At 64.6% G+C, this 16,811-nt stretch carries 17 protein-coding genes; 8 read left to right on the top strand and 9 right to left on the bottom strand.

Going from position 1 to position 16,811, the window contains the following annotated elements; all coding sequences use genetic code 11:
- Positions 1-20: 20 nt before the first annotated feature.
- Together ACQY5B_RS17505 and ACQY5B_RS17500 are read right to left on the bottom strand one after the other, a co-directional pair.
- On the bottom strand, positions 21-1,157 hold the full coding sequence (locus tag ACQY5B_RS17505) for an ABC transporter substrate-binding protein (protein ID WP_420328236.1): 1,137 nt from the start codon (positions 1,155-1,157) through the stop codon (positions 21-23).
- Positions 1,158-1,180: 23 nt separating this feature from the next.
- On the bottom strand, positions 1,181-1,417 hold the full coding sequence (locus ACQY5B_RS17500) for an Lrp/AsnC ligand binding domain-containing protein (protein WP_043136551.1): 237 nt from the start codon (positions 1,415-1,417) through the stop codon (positions 1,181-1,183).
- Positions 1,418-1,547: 130 nt separating this feature from the next.
- Here ACQY5B_RS17500 and ACQY5B_RS17495 point away from each other — a divergent pair, with 130 nt between their 5' ends.
- The 3 genes from ACQY5B_RS17495 (at position 1,548) to tsaA (ending at position 4,640) form a co-directional block, all read left to right on the top strand.
- Positions 1,548-2,333, top strand: a complete 786-nt coding sequence (locus tag ACQY5B_RS17495; protein ID WP_305968900.1) for an SDR family NAD(P)-dependent oxidoreductase — start codon at positions 1,548-1,550, stop codon at positions 2,331-2,333.
- Between the two features lie 10 nt (positions 2,334-2,343).
- On the top strand, positions 2,344-3,198 hold the full coding sequence (locus ACQY5B_RS17490) for an SMP-30/gluconolactonase/LRE family protein (RefSeq protein WP_420328238.1): 855 nt from the start codon (positions 2,344-2,346) through the stop codon (positions 3,196-3,198).
- 944 nt (positions 3,199-4,142) lie between these two features.
- Positions 4,143-4,640, top strand: a complete 498-nt coding sequence (tsaA, locus tag ACQY5B_RS17485) for a tRNA (N6-threonylcarbamoyladenosine(37)-N6)-methyltransferase TrmO (RefSeq protein WP_305968902.1) — start codon at positions 4,143-4,145, stop codon at positions 4,638-4,640.
- Here the strand turns inward: tsaA and ACQY5B_RS17480 are convergent.
- On the bottom strand, positions 4,632-6,143 hold the full coding sequence (locus tag ACQY5B_RS17480) for a malonate--CoA ligase (protein ID WP_420328240.1): 1,512 nt from the start codon (positions 6,141-6,143) through the stop codon (positions 4,632-4,634). The genes tsaA and ACQY5B_RS17480 overlap by 9 nt on opposite strands.
- A gap of 64 nt (positions 6,144-6,207) precedes the next feature.
- Positions 6,208-8,817 carry an ATP-binding protein gene (locus tag ACQY5B_RS17475; RefSeq protein ID WP_420328242.1) on the bottom strand — a complete coding sequence of 870 codons (2,610 nt, stop codon included), beginning with the start codon at positions 8,815-8,817 and terminating at the stop codon, positions 6,208-6,210.
- Here ACQY5B_RS17475 and ACQY5B_RS17470 point away from each other — a divergent pair, their 5' ends adjacent.
- Positions 8,818-8,982 carry a hypothetical protein gene (locus ACQY5B_RS17470; RefSeq protein ID WP_420328244.1) on the top strand — a complete coding sequence of 55 codons (165 nt, stop codon included), beginning with the start codon at positions 8,818-8,820 and terminating at the stop codon, positions 8,980-8,982.
- 123 nt (positions 8,983-9,105) lie between these two features.
- Positions 9,106-9,708, top strand: a complete 603-nt coding sequence (locus ACQY5B_RS17465) for a response regulator (RefSeq protein ID WP_305968905.1) — start codon at positions 9,106-9,108, stop codon at positions 9,706-9,708.
- A gap of 20 nt (positions 9,709-9,728) precedes the next feature.
- On the opposite strand, the gene ACQY5B_RS17460 is transcribed toward ACQY5B_RS17465, so the two are convergent.
- The 3 genes from ACQY5B_RS17460 to ileS form a co-directional block, all read right to left on the bottom strand.
- Positions 9,729-9,968 carry a DUF3253 domain-containing protein gene (locus ACQY5B_RS17460; protein WP_420328245.1) on the bottom strand — a complete coding sequence of 80 codons (240 nt, stop codon included), beginning with the start codon at positions 9,966-9,968 and terminating at the stop codon, positions 9,729-9,731.
- Positions 9,955-10,446: a histidine phosphatase family protein gene (locus ACQY5B_RS17455; protein ID WP_420328247.1), complete on the bottom strand. Its 492-nt coding sequence runs from the start codon at positions 10,444-10,446 to the stop codon at positions 9,955-9,957. The genes ACQY5B_RS17460 and ACQY5B_RS17455 overlap by 14 nt, the downstream gene beginning before the upstream one ends.
- 145 nt (positions 10,447-10,591) lie before the next feature.
- Positions 10,592-13,576, bottom strand: a complete 2,985-nt coding sequence (gene ileS, locus ACQY5B_RS17450; protein ID WP_420328248.1) for an isoleucine--tRNA ligase — start codon at positions 13,574-13,576, stop codon at positions 10,592-10,594.
- A 199-nt stretch (positions 13,577-13,775) separates the two neighbouring features.
- On the opposite strand from ileS, the gene ACQY5B_RS17445 reads away from it, so the two are divergent.
- From ACQY5B_RS17445 to ACQY5B_RS17435, 3 genes are all read left to right on the top strand, one after another.
- On the top strand, positions 13,776-13,937 hold the full coding sequence (locus tag ACQY5B_RS17445; RefSeq protein WP_420328250.1) for a hypothetical protein: 162 nt from the start codon (positions 13,776-13,778) through the stop codon (positions 13,935-13,937).
- A 48-nt stretch (positions 13,938-13,985) separates the two neighbouring features.
- A complete protein-coding gene (locus ACQY5B_RS17440; protein ID WP_305968909.1) occupies positions 13,986-14,336 on the top strand; it encodes a hypothetical protein in 351 nt (116 codons plus the stop codon).
- Between the two features lie 159 nt (positions 14,337-14,495).
- The gene (locus tag ACQY5B_RS17435; protein WP_420328251.1) at positions 14,496-15,689 is read left to right on the top strand and encodes an FAD-dependent oxidoreductase; all 1,194 of its coding nucleotides are present in this window, start codon (positions 14,496-14,498) and stop codon (positions 15,687-15,689) included.
- On the opposite strand, the gene ACQY5B_RS17430 is transcribed toward ACQY5B_RS17435, so the two are convergent.
- Together ACQY5B_RS17430 and ACQY5B_RS17425 are read right to left on the bottom strand one after the other, a co-directional pair.
- On the bottom strand, positions 15,598-15,996 hold the full coding sequence (locus ACQY5B_RS17430; protein ID WP_420328252.1) for a CBU_0592 family membrane protein: 399 nt from the start codon (positions 15,994-15,996) through the stop codon (positions 15,598-15,600). The genes ACQY5B_RS17435 and ACQY5B_RS17430 overlap by 92 nt on opposite strands.
- Before the next feature lie 102 nt (positions 15,997-16,098).
- Entirely contained in the window at positions 16,099-16,806 is a 708-nt protein-coding gene (locus tag ACQY5B_RS17425; RefSeq protein WP_420328622.1) for a VIT1/CCC1 transporter family protein, read from the bottom strand.
- Positions 16,807-16,811: the final 5 nt, after the last annotated feature.

Raw genomic sequence — 16,811 nt, 5'->3', positions numbered from 1 at the left:
GCCCGGGGCGTACAGGTGTGTTACATCTTGCAGTCGTCGACGTAGGCGTTTGCGCGGTTTTCCATAGCGGTGGCGACGATCTTGTTGGTAAAGATGTCGCCTTCCTTGATGACCTCGCGGACGTAGATGTTCTGGATCGGGTGGTTGTTGGCCGCGAAGGAGAATTCACCCCGCACGCTGTCAAACTCTGCCGCCTTGAGCGCCGCGCCGAAACCGGCCTCGTCCGAGATCTTGGCCTTGTCCAGCGCCGAAAGCATCAGGTTGGCGGTGTCATAGCCCTGCGCCGCGTAGATCGACGGCAACCGGTCGTATTTCGCCTCGAATGCCTCGACGAAGGTGGCGTTGGCGGCGTTGTCCAGGTCCTTGGACCAGGTCGAAGAGTTCTTGACCCCCAGTGCCGCGTCCCCCACGGCCTGCAGGATGCCCTGGTCAAAGCTGAAGGCCGGGCCGACCAGCGGCAGGTCCACGCCGGAATCCGCGTATTGCTTGAGGAAAGAGATGCCCATGCCGCCGGGCAGGAAGAAAAAGACCGAATCCGCGCCGCTGGCCCGGATCTGCGCGATCTCGGCGGCATAGTCGGTCTGGCCCAGCTTGGTATAGACCTCGCCCGCCAGGTCACCTTCGTAGAAGCGCTTGAAGCCGGTCAGGCTGTCCTGGCCCGCGGGGTAGTTGGGCGCGAGGATGAAGGTGTTCTTGAACCCGGCCTGCGTGGCATAGGCGCCCGCGCCTTCGTGCAGGTTGTCGTTCTGGTAGGAGACCGAGAAATACTTGGCATTGCAGCCCCGCCCGGCCAGCTGCGCCGGGGCGGCGTTGGTCGACAGGTAGAACTTGCCCTGCGCCGTTGCCGAAGGCACCACCGCCATCGCGAGGTTGGACCAGACGATGCCGGTGAGCAGGTCGACCTTTTCCGACTGGATCATCTTGTCGGCAAGTTGCACGGCCACGTCGGGTTTGCGCTGGTCGTCCTCGATGACCACCTCGACATCGGTCCGTCCCGACTGTTCGATGGCCAGCATGAAGCCGTCGCGCGTGTCGATGCCAAGGCTTGCACCACCGCCGGACAGCGTGGTGATCATGCCCACCTTGACCTCGGCCGCGGCCGGCAGGGCAAGGGCGGCGCACAGCAGCCCGCCCGTCGTCAATGTCTTGAGACTCATGGAATTCTCCCGGTTGTCAGATGTCAGAACGCGCGGAACGTCAGCGTCGTCAGCGTGCGTTCGATCCCGTCGATGTCCAGCAGGTTGTCGTTGATGAATTTGCCCGTGTCCTCTTCCTTGGGGATGTAGATCTTGAGGAGCAGGTCATACTCGCCGCTGGTCGAGTAGAGCTCGGAATGGATTTCGCGCAGGGCGATGTCGCCGGCCACGCGATAGGCGGTGCCGGGGCGGCATCGGATCTGGACGAATACGCAGTTCATGGAACCCTCCTTTCCGGTCGTGCGCAGACTAGACCCGATATCGCGCCATGATTCCAGCCCTTTGACAGGCTCTTGCGCGGAACGGTCTGCGCGGCGACAGTGACAGGGATGTCTGCAGGGGAGAAAGCCAGTGACCGAACAACTTGCAGGGGATGCGGTGTTCCCGGACCTGCGCGGCACCTCGGTCTTCATCACCGGCGGCGGCGCGGGGATCGGGGCCGCGCTGACGGAGGCTTTTCTCGAACAGGGCGCCCGGGTGGCCTTTTGCCAGCGCTCGGACGTGACGGTATTCTGCGACCGGATGGAAACCCGGCACGGCAACCGCCCGCTGTTCTTGCAATGCGATGTCACCGACGAACCCGCGCTGCGCGCCGCGATGGCCGAGGCGGCGCGGCAACACGGCCCGATCACGGTGCTGGTCAACAACGCGGCCAATGACACCCGCCACGATACGCTCGAGATCAGCTCTGCCGAATGGGATGACCTGATCGCGGTCAATCTGAAAAGCTATTTCCTGACAACACAGATCGCCGTGCCAGGTATGATGGAGGCGGGCGGCGGGGCCATCGTCAATTTCAGCTCGATCAGCTACATGCTGGGCATGGCAGAGATGACGGCCTATACCACCGCCAACGGCGGGATCACCGCCATGACACGCGGCCACGCGCGCGAATTCGGTCGCGACGGCATCCGCGTCAACGCGGTGGCGCCGGGGTGGGTCCTGACGGAACGCCAGCTGCGGCTCTGGGCCTCGCCCGAGGCCCTGGACGACTTTCTGACCAAGCAGTGTCTTGGCCGTCATCTGGAACCGGCGGATCTTGCCGGCCCCGTGCTTTTCCTGGCTTCCAAGGCCAGCGCAATGATTACCGGACAATGCCTTGCCGTCGACGGCGGGGTTGTCACCACCGCCGCCTGAAGGATCAAAGATGCCGCAACCCGCCACGCTTTCCGCCACCCGATGCATTCTTGGCGAAGGGGCGCTGTGGCACCCGGATCGCGGCAGTTTCCTGTGGTTCGATATCCTGGGGCACCGGCTTTACGAACAAGACGGGCAAACGGAACGACATTGGCAGTTCGATCGCGCGGTTTCGGCGGCCGGTATCGTGGAGGTTTCGCGCCTGCTGATCGCCTCCGAGCGGGACCTGTTCCTGTTCGACCTGGACAGCGCCTCGGAAACCCGTCTCTGCGACCTCGAGGCCGACAACCCGGTGACGCGGTCCAATGATGGCCGCGCCGATCCGCAGGGCGGTTTCTGGATCGGGACGATGGGATACAAGGCCGAACCGGGAGCCGGGGCGATCTATCGGTGGTACAAGGGCGAGTTGCAGCAGCTTTTTGGCGAGATTACTATTCCCAACGCGATCTGTTTCGCCCCCGATGGCAGACACGCCTATTTCACCGATACGCCGACCCGGGTGATCCGCCGCGTCGCCTTGGACGCCGAGGGCTGGCCTGTGGGAGAGCCGGAGACCTGGCTGGACCTGCGGCCCGAGGGGCTGAACCCCGATGGCGCTGTCACCGATGCGGCAGGCAACCTGTGGAATGCGCAATGGGAGGCCAGCCGCGTTGCCAGTTACGCGCCGGACGGGCGGTTCCTGCGCAGTTTCGCCCTGCCCACTACGCAGACGACCTGCCCGGCCTTCGGGGGGGCGGATTTCGACCGTTTGATGGTCACCTCTGCCGCCGAAGGCCGCCCGGAGGAGGACGGGGCGGCAGGGAACACCTTTGTTTTCAAGACGGATGCACGGGGCAGGGCGGAACCGCGCGTTGTTCTGGCGTAAGGTGCGCATCTTCCGCGCACCTCAATCCCTTCACCGTGCAACCAATACAGCCGTCAATCCTTATCCAGTTCCATTTCAATGTGGAAACAAAGCTTCAGGAAAACCTGTAATTTTTCTCTTCCTGGTGGTTCTTGCAATGACATGACCGGCAAAGCGCTATGGCCGTAAACACGCGTTCACCGCTACAGATATCAGAACAAAACTCGTCACCGCAGACGTCCAGCGCGGCGCCCACCCGCATCAACTCCATTGCCGTTACACCGCAATGAAAACACTCCACAAAGTCGATTGCGCTATCCAGTTCTTCCTGGGTCAACCGCCCCAAGAGATCACATTTAACCTTACTCAATTTCCGCCACCTCCCGGCTTTTCTATCGTGGTTGTCCACTAATTTTAATCAATGCGGATTCGATTTGCCTTGCGGCGCCTCAAAGACAGGGAGTTTTACATCTGGTAATCGGTTTCTGTTGACAATCCTGAATTGAAATCGCCCAGGCGTTCCCTTGGCGGTACACGTTTAATTTGTTCAATCTGTGGTTGCCACGCGTGTGATTCCATTTGCTCAATTCCTGTCCTCGCTTGGGTGCCGGAATTGAGGCAAGTCAAGCCGGGCGCTCAATCTGTCAATAATGGCCATGGGCCAGCGTTCTGATCCAAGCTTTCGAAGGATTGCGGCTTGCTACTTGCAGAAGTGGTCAAATCGAACCGCGAGCGAATTGTGACAGACATGGCCGTTTGCCCCGGCCGAACTGGATGCAGATCGAATGCGCTTGGCAGACCGGCGGGACCTGCAGGCGGTTTCCACTGACACACCACGACATGCCGAAAAGCCGTCCCTGCAATCCCTTGAGTCCATGGTTTCCTAGGCTGTCCACGCGCGTAAACCCCGCCTGCGGCCAAAAATCCACTGGTCCAAAGCGGACGACACGGGCACTCTATCCCCCATGTCCACATCCACCCATCGCGACCAGCTGCGTCCCGGGGAAACCCTTGCGCAGTTTCCCCCTGCCACCGACGCGGGTCTGCGGTTCATCGGCTGGATCGAGACGCCTTTCAGGGTGCGCGCCGATTGCCCCCGGCAAGGCGATCCCGAGCAGGGGCCGGACTGTACCGTGATCCTTGATGCGGTCTACTCACCCGCACTGGACGGGATCGAACAGTTTGAATTCATCGAAGTGCTGTACTGGCTGCACGAGGCGCGGCGCGATCTGCTGACGCAAAGCCCAAAGGCCGACGGGCGGACACGCGGCACTTTTTCACTGCGCAGCCCGCTACGCCCCAATCCCATCGGCACCAGTATCGTCCGGCTGATCGCACGCGATGGCGCAGCCCTCACGGTGCGCGGGCTGGATTGCCTGAACAACACGCCGCTTCTGGATATCAAGCCGTACCGGTGCTCCTTTGCGGTTCAGGCGCGGGCAAAGCCCGGTGTCTCAACCTGAAAACAGCCCCCCGAAACGCTCGCGCAGGGCCGCCTTCTGCACCTTGCCCATCGTGTTGCGCGGCAGGGCGTCGACGACTTCCATGTGCCGGGGATGCTTGAACCGCGCCAGCTTTGCCGTCACCTCGCCGCGGACGGCGTCGAGGTCGGGTGTGGCGCCCGGTTCGGGCACGATGACTGCCACCGGGGTCTCTCCGAAATCCGGATGCGGCACGCCGACCACGGCGCTTTCCAGCACGCCCGGTTGGTCATCCAGTAGTTCCTCGATCTCCTTGGGGTAGATGTTGAACCCGCCAGAGATGATCAGGTCCTTGCCGCGTCCGACGATGGTGACGTAACCGTCCTCGCTCATCTGGGCGAGGTCGCCGGTGATGAAAAAGCCGTTCTCGCGCAATTCCGCCGCGGTCTTTTCCGGCATCTGCCAGTAGCCCTGAAAGACGTTCGGGCCGCGCACCTCCAGCATCCCGATCTCGCCGCGCGGCAGTTCGGCGCCCGCTTCGTCGCAGACCTTGGCCTCCACCCCCGGCAGCGGCAGGCCGACGGTGCCGGCGCGGCGGTCGCCGTCGTAGGGGTTGGACGTGCTCATGTTGGTTTCGGTCATGCCGTAGCGTTCAAGGATGCGGTGCCCGCTGCGTGCCTCGAACTGGCGATGCGTTTCGGCAAGCAGGGGCGCCGAGCCGGAGATGAACAGCCGCATGTTCCCCGCCACCTCGACCCCGAAACGCGGGTTGTCCAGCAGGCGGGTGTAGAAGGTCGGCACGCCCATCAGGCTGGTCGCCTTGGGCATCCAGTCGATCAGAGCGTCGGGGTCCAGTTTCGGGAAGAACACCATCGCGCCGCCCGCCGCCAACATCACGTTGGTTGCCACGAACAGCCCGTGGGTGTGGAAGATCGGCAGCGCGTGCAACAGCACGTCGTCCTTGGTGAATCGCCAGAGGTCGACCAGCGTCAGCGCGTTGGACAGAAGGTTGTCCTGGCTCAGCATCGCGCCCTTGGAGCGGCCCGTGGTGCCCGAGGTGTAGAGAAAGGCGGCGATGTCACCACTTGTGCGCGGTTCGACGGCGGCTTCTTCGGGGGCTGCGTCTGCCCGTTCGGCCAACGTGCCCGTCCCGTCCGGACCCAGCGTCTCGCACTGGGCGCCGCAGCGCGCGGCGACCTCGCCCAGAAGGCGGGCATCGGCCGGGTCGCAGACCAGCACCCGGGCGCCCGAGTTCTCGACGAAATAGGCGATCTCGTCGCCCGTGTAGCCGGTGTTCAGCGGCAGAAAGACCACCCCGGCCTGGATGCAGCCAAAGACCAGCGCCAGCGCGTCGGCGCATTTTTCCACCTGCAGGGCCAGCCTGTCGCCGGGTGCAAGGCCAAGATCGCGCAGCGCCCCGGCGAACTGGGCCACGCGCGCGGTGAACCCGGCATAGCTGATCTGCCCACCGTCCGGGAGGTGCAGAAAGACAGAGCTGTTCGCGGTCTGATGACCGAGGAGCGTGTCGTATAGCGGGTTGGACATGGGGCTCTCCTGCTGGGCTGGTCCGTCGTGTTTAAACGCAGCTTGCACAGGGGGTAAAGCGCGCTCACTGCGGGTGGTCGATCGGCTGCAAGAGGGCCGAAAGCGCATCCCGGGTCGTCTGCCAGCATTCGGCCAGATCGGCCTGGTGCGCGCCCAGTTCCAGTGTGTTCCCGGCCTTGGCCGCCTGTTCGATCTCCTGCAAAAGCGCCCCTAGCCGGGCCGCGCCTATCATACCGGCGGAACCGGCCATGCGGTGGGCCTCTGCCGCCAACGTGGCCTGCCCCCCGGCGCCGGCCTTGGCGAGGTCGGGCATGGAATGCTGGAAATCGGTCATTTCGAACAGGAATCTCTCGTGCAGGTGCCGCAGACGCGACGGGGCCAGTCCCTGGCGCATTTCCTCGAGGTGTGCCTCGTCGATCACGGCGGTCCGGTCACCCGGCGCGGGTGAGGTCAGCGGTGCAGGCCGGACTGGCGCTCCTTCTGTCAGGACCTCGGTCAGGACATTGCGGATCGCGTCCAGCGTCAACGGCTTGATCAGGACCGCCTGCATTCCGGCGGCATAAAAGGCATCGACCTCTTGTGGCAGGGCGTGGGCGGTGGTGGCGACCACCGGTGTCGCCGCGTTGAGCCCATCGGCGCGCCGCAATGCGCGCGCCACGTCGATCCCGTCCATTCCGGGCATCGAGATATCCATCATGATCACGTCGAAACGCCGGGACGCCAGGATCTCGAGCGCCGTCTCGCCGCTAATCGCGGTCTCGACCCGGTGGCCGTCGCGCTCCAGCAGGTCGCGCCCCACCAGCCGGTTGATCTCGTTGTCCTCGACCAGCAGGACATCGCAGGCCGGGGGAGGTGCGGTTGGTTCCCTGCTGGGCGGCTCGGGCATGGGTTTCTCTTCCGGCGGGGCCAGCGGCACCCGCAGCCAGAAGACGCTGCCATCACCCGGTTCGCTTTCCGCGCCCAGTTCGCCCCCCAGGACCGAGGCCAGTCGCAGCGAGATACCCAGCCCCAGCCCGGTGCCCGAGGTGCTGCGTCCATAGGTGCTGTCGATGGTGACGAAGTCCTCGAAGATCCGGTCGATGTCCTCTTCGGCGATGCCGATCCCGGTGTCCGTCACGCGCAACTCGACCGCTTCCAGCCCGGCCGCACAATCCGCTTCCAGCGTGACGCGCCCGTTCCAGGTGAACTTGATCGCGTTTCCGACGAGGTTCAGCAGGATCTGGCGCAGCCGGTCAGGATCGCCGTAGACCCGGTGCAGTTCGGGGTTGGGCGGGACCAGGATCAACCTGTTGCCGCGGGCGCTTGCGTGCTGGCTCTGGTTGTCGACGATGTCCTCCAGCAGCGTTACAAGGTCGAACCCGGTCTTGCGCAGGGTCATCTTGCCCGCATCCAACCGCGAGATGTCCAGCACGTCGTTCACATGGCCCAGCAGAATGCGCCCGGAATCGCGCACGATCCGCAAGTATCGCTGGTGCCGCGCATCCAGCGACCGATCGTCGACCAGTTCCAGCGTGCCCAGCATCCCGTTCAGCGGCGTGCGCATTTCGTGGCTCATGACGGCCAGCAGCTCGGCCTTCTGCCTTTCGCCCGCAATGGCGCGGTCTCGGGCGCGCTTCAGCTCGGCCTCGTTGCGCACCCGATCCGAGATGTCGCGCAGGAAGGCAACGTAGATTTCGCCCTTGGGGCTTTGGACCCGGGCCAGGGACAGGTCGACGGGAAAGACCGTGCCGTCGCTGCGGCGCGCATCCAGCCGCACAATCCCCTTGCCGATCACGCGCGCGTCGCCGTCTCGGCGGAACCGGGCCATCCCGCGCCGATGCGCGGCGCGGTAGTGATCCGGTACGATCAGGTCGGCCATGTCCGCGCCCAGAGCCTGGTTGCGGTCATAGCCGAAGATGCGCTCGGCGGCGCCGTTGTAGTCGAGGATGCGCCCACCTGCGTCGGAGACAACGACCGCGTCCAGCGACGTGGACAGGATGGTCTCGATCCGCTCGCGGGTTTCGCGGTTGGCGCGGGCCTCGGCCTCGCTCTTGCGGGCCAGTCGGAACAGCATCAGGGCCAGCACCGCCAGGAGGATCACAAGGGCCACGGTCAGAAGGCCGACGCGCACCATGCTCCGGCTCAGGCTGTCGCGCTGTTCAAATCCCTGTTGCGAAAAGAACTCGACCCCGGCGAGGCTGGTATCGCGCACGATACTGCGCACCGATCGCGTGTCTTCGGCCAGTCCGGGCAGGGCGGCTTCCAAGGCTGCGTCCGGCCCGTCGATCAAGGGGAGCCACTTGCCGCGGAAGGCCCGGATTTCCTCGATCCGTTCAGGCATCACGCCGATCTGCATCAGGGTTTCGAACCGGTGGCTCTCGGTCAGCGTCTCGATCCGGCTGTAGAAGATGTCATAGCGCAAGCGGACTTCGCTCAGGGAACCATCGCTCGTGGCGGCGCGCAGGGCGGCGATTTCCAGCGCCATCAATTCGACTTCGGCCTGGCCGAGGGTCCATTGCATGTTGTCCGCCGCCGAGGAGGCCAGCCGCCGTGTCTGTTTCTGCAGGTCCAGGACCAGCACCGCGATGGACAAAATGATCATCACGAGGACGATCCCCGTCACCCAGTTCGGCAGGCCGGATGTCCAGGCGGGTCCGTCGCGGCCCCGGGCGGTGCCTTCGGTTCCCTGTGTCATGTGGCGCAGCCGCCCGAGGAAGAGCGCGGGTGGCTGTATCTTTGCGTGATCGAGGCATGGGTGGCTCGGATCATCCGGATCTCCTGGCTGGCCAACGGCCCTGCCCAGAAAAACGGGGCAGAAGGGCGGATGCAAGAGGCCAAAGCTGGTCAGGCGGCCACCTGACCGGAACTGGGGTTTGTATTAGATATCGTTTTCTGTATCTTTCAGGGTTCCTGAGACGCCGCGCCGAGCTATATTACACGGGCGCGTATATCCGCCATTGGCACAGATGGGACGAGTTGAAAGATGAGAATTCTGGTTGCGGACGACCACGACTTGGTGCGGGATACGATTGCGGCTTACCTGGATGGCGCGGATGTCGAAGAAGTCTGTACCGTTGCCACGCTGCAGGACGCGGTTTCGCTCGCCAGGTCGAGCGGCAGCTTTGATCTCGTCCTTCTGGATTACAACATGCCGGGCATGAATGGACTTGAGGGGCTGGAGCGCATGCGCGCCGCGAACGAGGGACGCCCCGTGGCAATCCTGTCCGGCAGCGCCACGCGCGACGTGGCCACGGCGGCGTTGAAAGAGGGGGCACAAGGGTTCATCCCCAAGACCCTCAGCGCCCGGTCGCTGCTGACGGCAGCCCGGTTCATGGCCGCAGGAGAGGTCTACACCCCGATCGAATTCCTGAAATCCTCTGGCAAGGGCGAGGATGACATTCTAACCCGCAGGGAACAGCAGGTTCTGCAAGGCATCTGCGAAGGCAAGTCCAACAAGGAAATCGCCCGCGATCTCGAACTGCAGGAGGTCACGGTCAAGCTTCACGTCAAGACGCTCTCGCGCAAGCTGGAGGCGCGCAACCGGACACATGCCGCCATGATCGGGCGGGACCGGGGACTGATCTGAACACCGGGCCCGCGTTCGTTCTAGTCCCGGCGCAGGGCCAAGCGGATCGGGCCGGCGGCGACCATTGGGTCTACGGGACGTCCCTTCTGCGTGGCAGTCAGCGGCAGCGTCGCAGCGACCCGGCGCACCCTTGCCATCAGCGGGCGCCAGTCGTGGGCCAGCGTCCTTGCCACGTCTGACGGGCAAAGGCTCTTGCCGGGCCCGCGTGCTCGGGCCAGATCCATCAGGGCAGAGGCGATCTCTGCGTCAGTTGGGTCCATAGCGGCGCCGTTCTATCGTCACGCGCCCCTGTGGATCCGCCCGGACGATATGCAGGTCGCCGTACTCGATCGGCATGGGGGCGGACAGGTTCAGGTCTTCCCAGATCGTTGCGATATTGCCCTTGTTCCCGATCCAGATCAGCGTTTTCCCGGCACCGCTCTGCACCAGGCCGGCGGTCGGCGCTTCCTGTGGCAGGCGGTTAACGGCCAGCCCGCGCGCGCCCGCCAGGGGCGCGGCGGTGTCGAGGTTGCGCTTTATGCCGGGGCTGAAGATCAGGTCGATGTCGAAATCCTTGACCGCCTCGACCAACGCCCGCGCGCGTTCGTGGCCCCGGGCATTCAGGTCCTCGCCGTCTCGGTCGGCGTGGCGGGTGACGATTAGCGTGGAGTTGGGGGCAAGCGTCAGATTCTGGCTCGGCATCATGCCACAGGCAGGGACAAGCGCGGCGGTGGCCAGCAGGAAGAAACGGCGGTTCATGGCAACCCTCGTCTGGTTTTCGGTCAGGTTAACGCCACGTCATTTTTTGGGCAACGTCCGATGGCGGCCCCTTTGGCAACCATGAAAAAGCCCGAAGTCCGGCAGGGACTTCGGGCCTCTTCGCATCCGCGATGCGCGCCGTGGCTCAGCCGAGGGCGGCGTCGCAGCGTTTGCAGGTGGCGGGGTGGGCATGGTGGCCCACGTCGGGCAGGATCTTCCAGCAACGCTGGCACTTCTCGCCCTCGGCCTTTTCAAAGACCACGCCGACGCCTTCGACCTCGGGCATCCGGTAGGCCTCGTTGGGCATCGGATCTCCGGTCAGGAAGATGTCCGAGGTGATGCAGACGTCCTCGAAGGCGACCGACTTCAGCGCCGCCAGCATGTCGGGCTCACGCACATGCACCACCGGGGCCGCCTCCAGCGAGGCGCCGATCACCTTGTCGGTCCGCTGCACCTCAAGCGCGGCGGTAACGACGCGGCGGGCGCGGCGCACCATCTGCCACTTGGCGGCAAGAGGTTCGTCCAGCCAGTCCTTGGGCGTCTCGGGGATGTCCTGCAAGTGGATCGAACTGTCGTCACCCGGGAACCGTTCCAGCCAGACCTCTTCCATGGTGAACACCAGGATCGGCGCCAGCCAGGTGGTCAGACGGTGGAACAGCAGGTCCATGACCGTCCGCGCGGCGCGGCGGCGCGCGGTGTCGCCGTCGCAGTACAGCGCGTCCTTGCGGATGTCGAAGTAGAAGGCCGACAGTTCCACGGTGCAGAAGTTGAACAGCTGCTGGTAGACGCCTTGGAAATCATAGGCGGCATAGCCTGCGCGCACCACATGATCCAACTCCGCAAGACGGTGCAGGATGTAGCGTTCCAGTTCCGGCATGTCCTTGGCGTCGACGCGCTGGTCCTCGGTGAAATGCGTCACGGCGCCCAGCATGTAGCGCAGGGTGTTGCGCAACCGGCGATAGCCGTCCGCGGTGCCCTTGAGGATTTCCGGGCCGATGCGCAGGTCGGCGGTGTAATCGGCCTGCGCCACCCAGAGCCGCAGGATATCGGCGCCGTATTGCTTGGTCACATCCTCGGGCGCCACGGTGTTGCCGAGCGACTTGGACATCTTGTTGCCCTTCTCGTCCAGCGTGAAACCATGGGTCAGCACGCCGCGATAGGGCGCGCGGCCCAGCGTGCCACAGGCCTGCAACATCGAGGAATGGAACCAGCCGCGGTGCTGGTCGGTGCCTTCAAGGTACAGATCGGCGATGCCGTCCTCGGACCCGTCCGGGCGGTCACGCAGCACGAAGGCATGGGTCGAGCCGCTGTCGAACCAGACGTCGAGGATGTCGAACACCTGTTCCCACTCGCTGGGGTCATAGTCATTCCCCAGAAAGCGTTCCTTGGCGCCGGGCTTGTACCAGGCATCCGCGCCCTCGGCCTCGAAGGCCTCCAGGATGCGGGCGTTCACGGCCTCGTCGCGCAGCAGGAAATCCGCATCCGTCGGCATCGCGGCGCGTTTCACGAAGCAGGTCAGGGGGACACCCCAGGCGCGCTGCCGCGAAAGGACCCAGTCGGGCCGCGCCTCGATCATCGAATACAGCCGGTTGCGCCCGGTCTGCGGCGTCCATGTCACCAACTTGTCGATGCTGGTCAGGGCGCGTTCGCGGATCGTCTTGCCATAGTCGTCCTGCCCGTCGCCGACCTCGCGGTCGATGGCGGCGAACCATTGCGGCGTGTTGCGGTAGATCACCGGAGCCTTGGACCGCCAGCTATGCGGATAGCTGTGTGTCATCCGCCCGCGTGCGATCAACCCGCCGACCTCGACCAACTTGTCGATCACGGCGGTGTTTGCCTTGCCTTCCTTGCCTTTGGCGGTGATGACCTCCAGCCCCTTGAACAGCGGTACATGAGACAGGAATTCGCCCGCCTCGCCGATGTTGTGGGTCATCCGGTCCATCCAGCCGCGCTTGACGAAGGCATCATAGTCCTCCTGGCCGTGGCTGGGCGCCGTGTGGACAAAGCCCGTGCCGGCCTCGTCGGTGACATGGTCGCCGTCGATCACCGGAACGTCGTAGTCCCAGAAGCCTTCGCCGCCCTCGACGCCGCGGAAGGGATGCGCAAGGGTCAACCCGGCCAGTTCATCGGCAGAAACATCGCGCACACGCGTCCATTGGCCGTCCGAAAGGCGCGCCTTTGTAAGCACTTCCTCGGCCAGCGCATCGGCCAGCAAGTATTTGTCGCCGACCTTGACCCAGCATTCCTCGGGCGTGCCCGTGACCTCGTAGAGACCGTAAGAGATCTCGGGATTGTAGGCGACGGCCTTGTTCGAGGGGATGGTCCAGGGGGTTGTGGTCCAGATGACGACGCGGACCCCTGCTAGATCGGGGCCTCCGACCCGCGCTACTTTGGCCGCCTCATTCGATTCCGTATCTCGATGCGTGATTGGGAAATGACCGGTATGGACAACTTCAAACGGCACCCAGATCGTGTGCGACTTGTGGTCGTGGTATTCCACCTCGGCCTCGGCCAGGGCGGTCTTTTCCACCGGCGACCACATCACCGGTTTGGACCCCTGGTAGAGCGTTCCGTTCATCAGGAATTTCTGAAACTCTTCCGCGATCACGCGTTCGGCGTGGAAATTCATCGTCAGGTAGGGATCGGCCCAGTTGCCGGTCACGCCCAGACGCTTGAACTCCTCGCGCTGGATGTCGATCCATCCCTCGGCGAACTTGCGGCATTCCTGGCGAAAGTCGACCACGTCGACCTCGTCCTTGTTCTGGCCCTTTTCGCGGTACTTCTGCTCGATCTTCCATTCGATCGGCAGGCCGTGGCAGTCCCAGCCGGGCACATAACGTGCGTCGCGGCCCATCATCTGCTGCGAGCGGACGATGAAATCCTTCAGCACCTTGTTAAGGGCGTGGCCGATGTGCAGGTTGCCGTTGGCGTAGGGCGGGCCGTCGTGCAGGGTAAAGGCCGGGCGGCCCTCCTTTTCGCGCAGGCGGTCATAGACGCCGATTTTCTCCCAGCGGGCCAGCCAGTCGGGTTCGCGCTTGGGCAGGCCGGCGCGCATGGGGAAATCGGTCTTCGGCAGGGACAGCGTGGCCTTGTAGTCGGGCACTGTCGTTTCGGTCGTGTCGGCGCACATTTGTGGCGTCCTTTGAATCACTGGTGTCGGTCAGGATGTTGGGGCGGCGCGACGTCTCATACGCCTTGTCCCGGCGGCTCGTATCCTCAGAGCGCCGGGCATGTAATTCGAATGATGAACACATGATACGTCATCTTGCGGGCCTTATAGGCCCGCCGCGCGGGCGCGTAAAGTGGGCAGGGGTCGGCGGGAACCTGCGATGCCGCTTTGCAGCATGGGCGGGAAATGGCTGTCGGATGACAGCCTTGGGTTGATTCCGCCGGAACCCGCCGAGTCGAAACTGCCGTTTCGGCAGGCCTTTTCCGATCCACGCAGCGCGCGGGCCCGACGGCTGTTCCGGGCGCTTTTCATCTCCATCTGAAAGACAGGCGCCGGGCACTCCGGCGCGCGAGGAGGAAAGGAAGGCCAGATGACACATCAAACGACAGACCCGTACCTGCGACAACACGAAGCCCGGTACGCTCCCGAAGAGCGCATCGACGAGCGCCTTGCCAGCTCGCGCCGCTCAGGCGGCTCGGCACTGGGCATCGCCGTGGCGCTGATCGTTGCCATCGGCATCGTGGCATTGATCGCCTTCGGCCCCGGCGCGACCACCGAGCCGGTCGCACCTGCCGAAGCGCCCGCCGCGGTGGATCCGAACACGACCGGCGATCCCGCAACCGGGCCCTCGGCCGTGGACCCGGCCCCGGGCAGCGTCCCGCCCGAAGCGGACACCGACGGTCCGAGCGCGCCGATCGCACCGGCGGTTCCCGCCGAGTGACCGGCCTCGGACAAGGTCACAAACCGGGGCAGGTCTGACCGGCCCCGGTCTTTTTTGCCTCAAACGGTGCAGATCACTGCAGATTCGGGCCGCCTGCGGCAGTGCGCCGCTTGCGCTACCACGCCTCTCCGGCTTTCCCTATCCGGTGGGAGGGGCGGCATGTCCAGAAAACTCGACATCGCGATCGCCGGGGCCGGAATGGGCGGGCTGGCGGCGGCCACGGCGCTGAGGCAGTCCGGCCACGACGTGACGGTCTTCGACCAGTTCGAGGCGCCCGCGCCGGTGGGCTCGGGGCTGGTGATGCAGCCCGTGGGGCTGGATGTGTTGGAACACCTCGGCGCGTTGCCTGCCGCGATGGCGCAGGGCAACCGCATCCACCGCATGTTCGGCCACGAGGCCAGCAACGGCCTGCCGGTGCTGGACGTGGCCTATGACGCCCCGGGTGTGCCCCGGTTTGGCCTGGCGATTCACCGGGCCGCTCTGTTCCAGGCGCTGTTCGACACCGCCTTGGCGTCTGGCGCCCGTTTGGAACCCGGCCACCGGGTCACCGGTGAAAAGGACGGCATGCTTTTGTTCGACACGGGCAGTGCAGGTCCTTTCGATCTCATCGTGGATGCCACGGGGGCTGGCTCTCCACTGTCGCCGATGCGCGCGCGACCGCTGGGCTATGGCGCGCTCTGGGCGACGGTGAACTGGCCGGACAAGACCGAATTGCCGCGCAACGAATTGCGGCAGGCCTATCGCCGCGCCGACCGGATGATGGGCGTCCTGCCGCTGGGGGCCGTTCCGGAGCAGGAGGGATTTCGCAGCGCGATCTTCTGGTCATTGCCCTCCGACAGTCATGCCGCCTGGCAGGAGCGAGGGCTGGAGGCCTGGCGCGCCGAGGCCGTGGCGCTCTGGCCAGATTTCGCGCCCTTCATCGGCCAGATCACCGATCCGGACCAGATGACGATGGCGCGCTACGCGCATGGCACCCTCCGGCGCCCCTTTCGCGAGGGCGTCGTGCATATCGGTGATGCGGCCCATCGCGCCAGCCCGCAGCTGGGGCAGGGCGCGAACATGGCGCTGCTGGATGCCTGGGCCCTGGCGCAGGCGCTTAAACTGGCGCATGACGATCTGCCGCTTGCCGCGCTGACCTATGCCCGGGCTCGGCGCTGGCACGTCCGCAGTTACCAGCTGATGAGCCGGCTGTTCACGCCCCAATACCAGGGCGACAGCCGCCTTCTGCCCATCCTGCGCGACCGGGTGTTGTACCCGATGTCTACGCTGAAACCGATTCAGAGTATCCTGACGCGGCTTGTCTGCGGGGACCTTCTGCCTCCGTTCGGTTCGCTTGTGCCGCCCGAGGCATGACGCGCCTTGCCAGCGCGGCCTCTGCCCTGCGGTCGGAGGCCCTGCGCAGGAGGCGCAGCACAATGGCCGCAATGCCGATGCAAATCCAGAACGCCTGAATCAGGGCCGAGGCCAGGTTGAATTCATGGCTGAGGCCGATCAGCACAAGCGATGCGGCAGCCGTATTGCCGACGAAATAGGATAGGCAATCCCCGGTCACCACTCGAAAGCTGAGCGCCGCGTAGACACCGACGTAGAGGAAGAAACCGCAGAGGCCGATGGCAAGAAAGATGCCCTCTGGCTCTGCGGTGGACAGGAAATCGATCATTGGAAAAGGATCCGGGCAAATGGGAATGGGCGGAAACAACACCGCCATCCTGTGCCGGGTTCACGTTTGGCGCGAGTGCGGTAAACCCGACTTTCCCGTGGACTATCCGAACAAGGACCCCACCCAATAGGCGATCCCCGCCGCCACCCCGCCGATGGCGAGTGTCTCCAGTCCCGATCGCCACCACGGCGCCAGGGACCAGATGCTCTTCAGCGATCCGATGGCAAAGAAGGTCACCAGGGTCAGCACACTGGCCACGGTGAAACCATGCGCCAGCCCGATCAGGAAGGGCAACAGCGGCACGGCGCCGGCCACCAGGAAGGCGCCGAATGTTACCAGCGCAGCCCGCATGGGGTGGGGGTCGACGGACCCGATGCCGTATTCGCCTTCCAGCATCGTTTCGATCCAGATCTTGCGGTTCTGCGCAATCTGCGCGACCGCCTCGTCCAGAGTCGTTCCGGACAGGCCCTTTTGCCGCAGGATCTCGCGCAGTTCGCGCCGCTCACCATCGGGATAGAGACGGATATGGCGTTCCTCGACCTGGCGCAGGCGCAACTTGTTGTCGCGGTCGGCCTTGGTGGCCGAGTAATTTCCGGCCGCCATCGAAAACCCGTCCGCCAGCACGTTGGCCAGCCCAAGCGCCACGATCACGAAGGGCGACAGGCCGGCGCCCGCCACGCCGGCGACGATGGCAAAGGTTGTTACACAGCCGTCTATGGCGCCATAGACCGCATCGCTCAGGTCGCCACGGCCTGGCGGATGAGCCAGCCGCTCTGCGATTTCGGTTTCGGAATGGCCATGTTCCGGCAGTTCCA

Source organism: Antarctobacter sp. (assembly GCF_965277915.1).
GTDB lineage: Bacteria > Pseudomonadota > Alphaproteobacteria > Rhodobacterales > Rhodobacteraceae > Antarctobacter.
The sequence above is the reverse complement of the archived record's forward strand: the minus strand, read 5'-3'. Positions and strand labels throughout refer to the sequence as shown.

Bases quoted from the DNA above. Each gene is read 5' to 3' on its own strand.
- ACQY5B_RS17505 (WP_420328236.1), bottom strand. From the start codon at position 1,157: ATGAGTCTCAAGACATTGACGACGGGCGGGCTGCTGTGCGCCGCCCTT.
- ACQY5B_RS17500 (WP_043136551.1), bottom strand. From the start codon at position 1,417: ATGAACTGCGTATTCGTCCAGATCCGATGCCGCCCCGGCACCGCCTAT.
- ACQY5B_RS17490 (WP_420328238.1), top strand. From the start codon at position 2,344: ATGCCGCAACCCGCCACGCTTTCCGCCACCCGATGCATTCTTGGCGAA.
- tsaA (WP_305968902.1), top strand. From the start codon at position 4,143: ATGTCCACATCCACCCATCGCGACCAGCTGCGTCCCGGGGAAACCCTT.
- ACQY5B_RS17480 (WP_420328240.1), bottom strand. From the start codon at position 6,143: ATGTCCAACCCGCTATACGACACGCTCCTCGGTCATCAGACCGCGAAC.
- ACQY5B_RS17475 (WP_420328242.1), bottom strand. From the start codon at position 8,817: ATGACACAGGGAACCGAAGGCACCGCCCGGGGCCGCGACGGACCCGCC.
- ACQY5B_RS17465 (WP_305968905.1), top strand. From the start codon at position 9,106: ATGAGAATTCTGGTTGCGGACGACCACGACTTGGTGCGGGATACGATT.
- ACQY5B_RS17460 (WP_420328245.1), bottom strand. From the start codon at position 9,968: ATGGACCCAACTGACGCAGAGATCGCCTCTGCCCTGATGGATCTGGCC.
- ACQY5B_RS17455 (WP_420328247.1), bottom strand. From the start codon at position 10,446: ATGAACCGCCGTTTCTTCCTGCTGGCCACCGCCGCGCTTGTCCCTGCC.
- ileS (WP_420328248.1), bottom strand. From the start codon at position 13,576: ATGTGCGCCGACACGACCGAAACGACAGTGCCCGACTACAAGGCCACG.
- ACQY5B_RS17445 (WP_420328250.1), top strand. From the start codon at position 13,776: ATGCCGCTTTGCAGCATGGGCGGGAAATGGCTGTCGGATGACAGCCTT.
- ACQY5B_RS17440 (WP_305968909.1), top strand. From the start codon at position 13,986: ATGACACATCAAACGACAGACCCGTACCTGCGACAACACGAAGCCCGG.
- ACQY5B_RS17435 (WP_420328251.1), top strand. From the start codon at position 14,496: ATGTCCAGAAAACTCGACATCGCGATCGCCGGGGCCGGAATGGGCGGG.
- ACQY5B_RS17430 (WP_420328252.1), bottom strand. From the start codon at position 15,996: ATGATCGATTTCCTGTCCACCGCAGAGCCAGAGGGCATCTTTCTTGCC.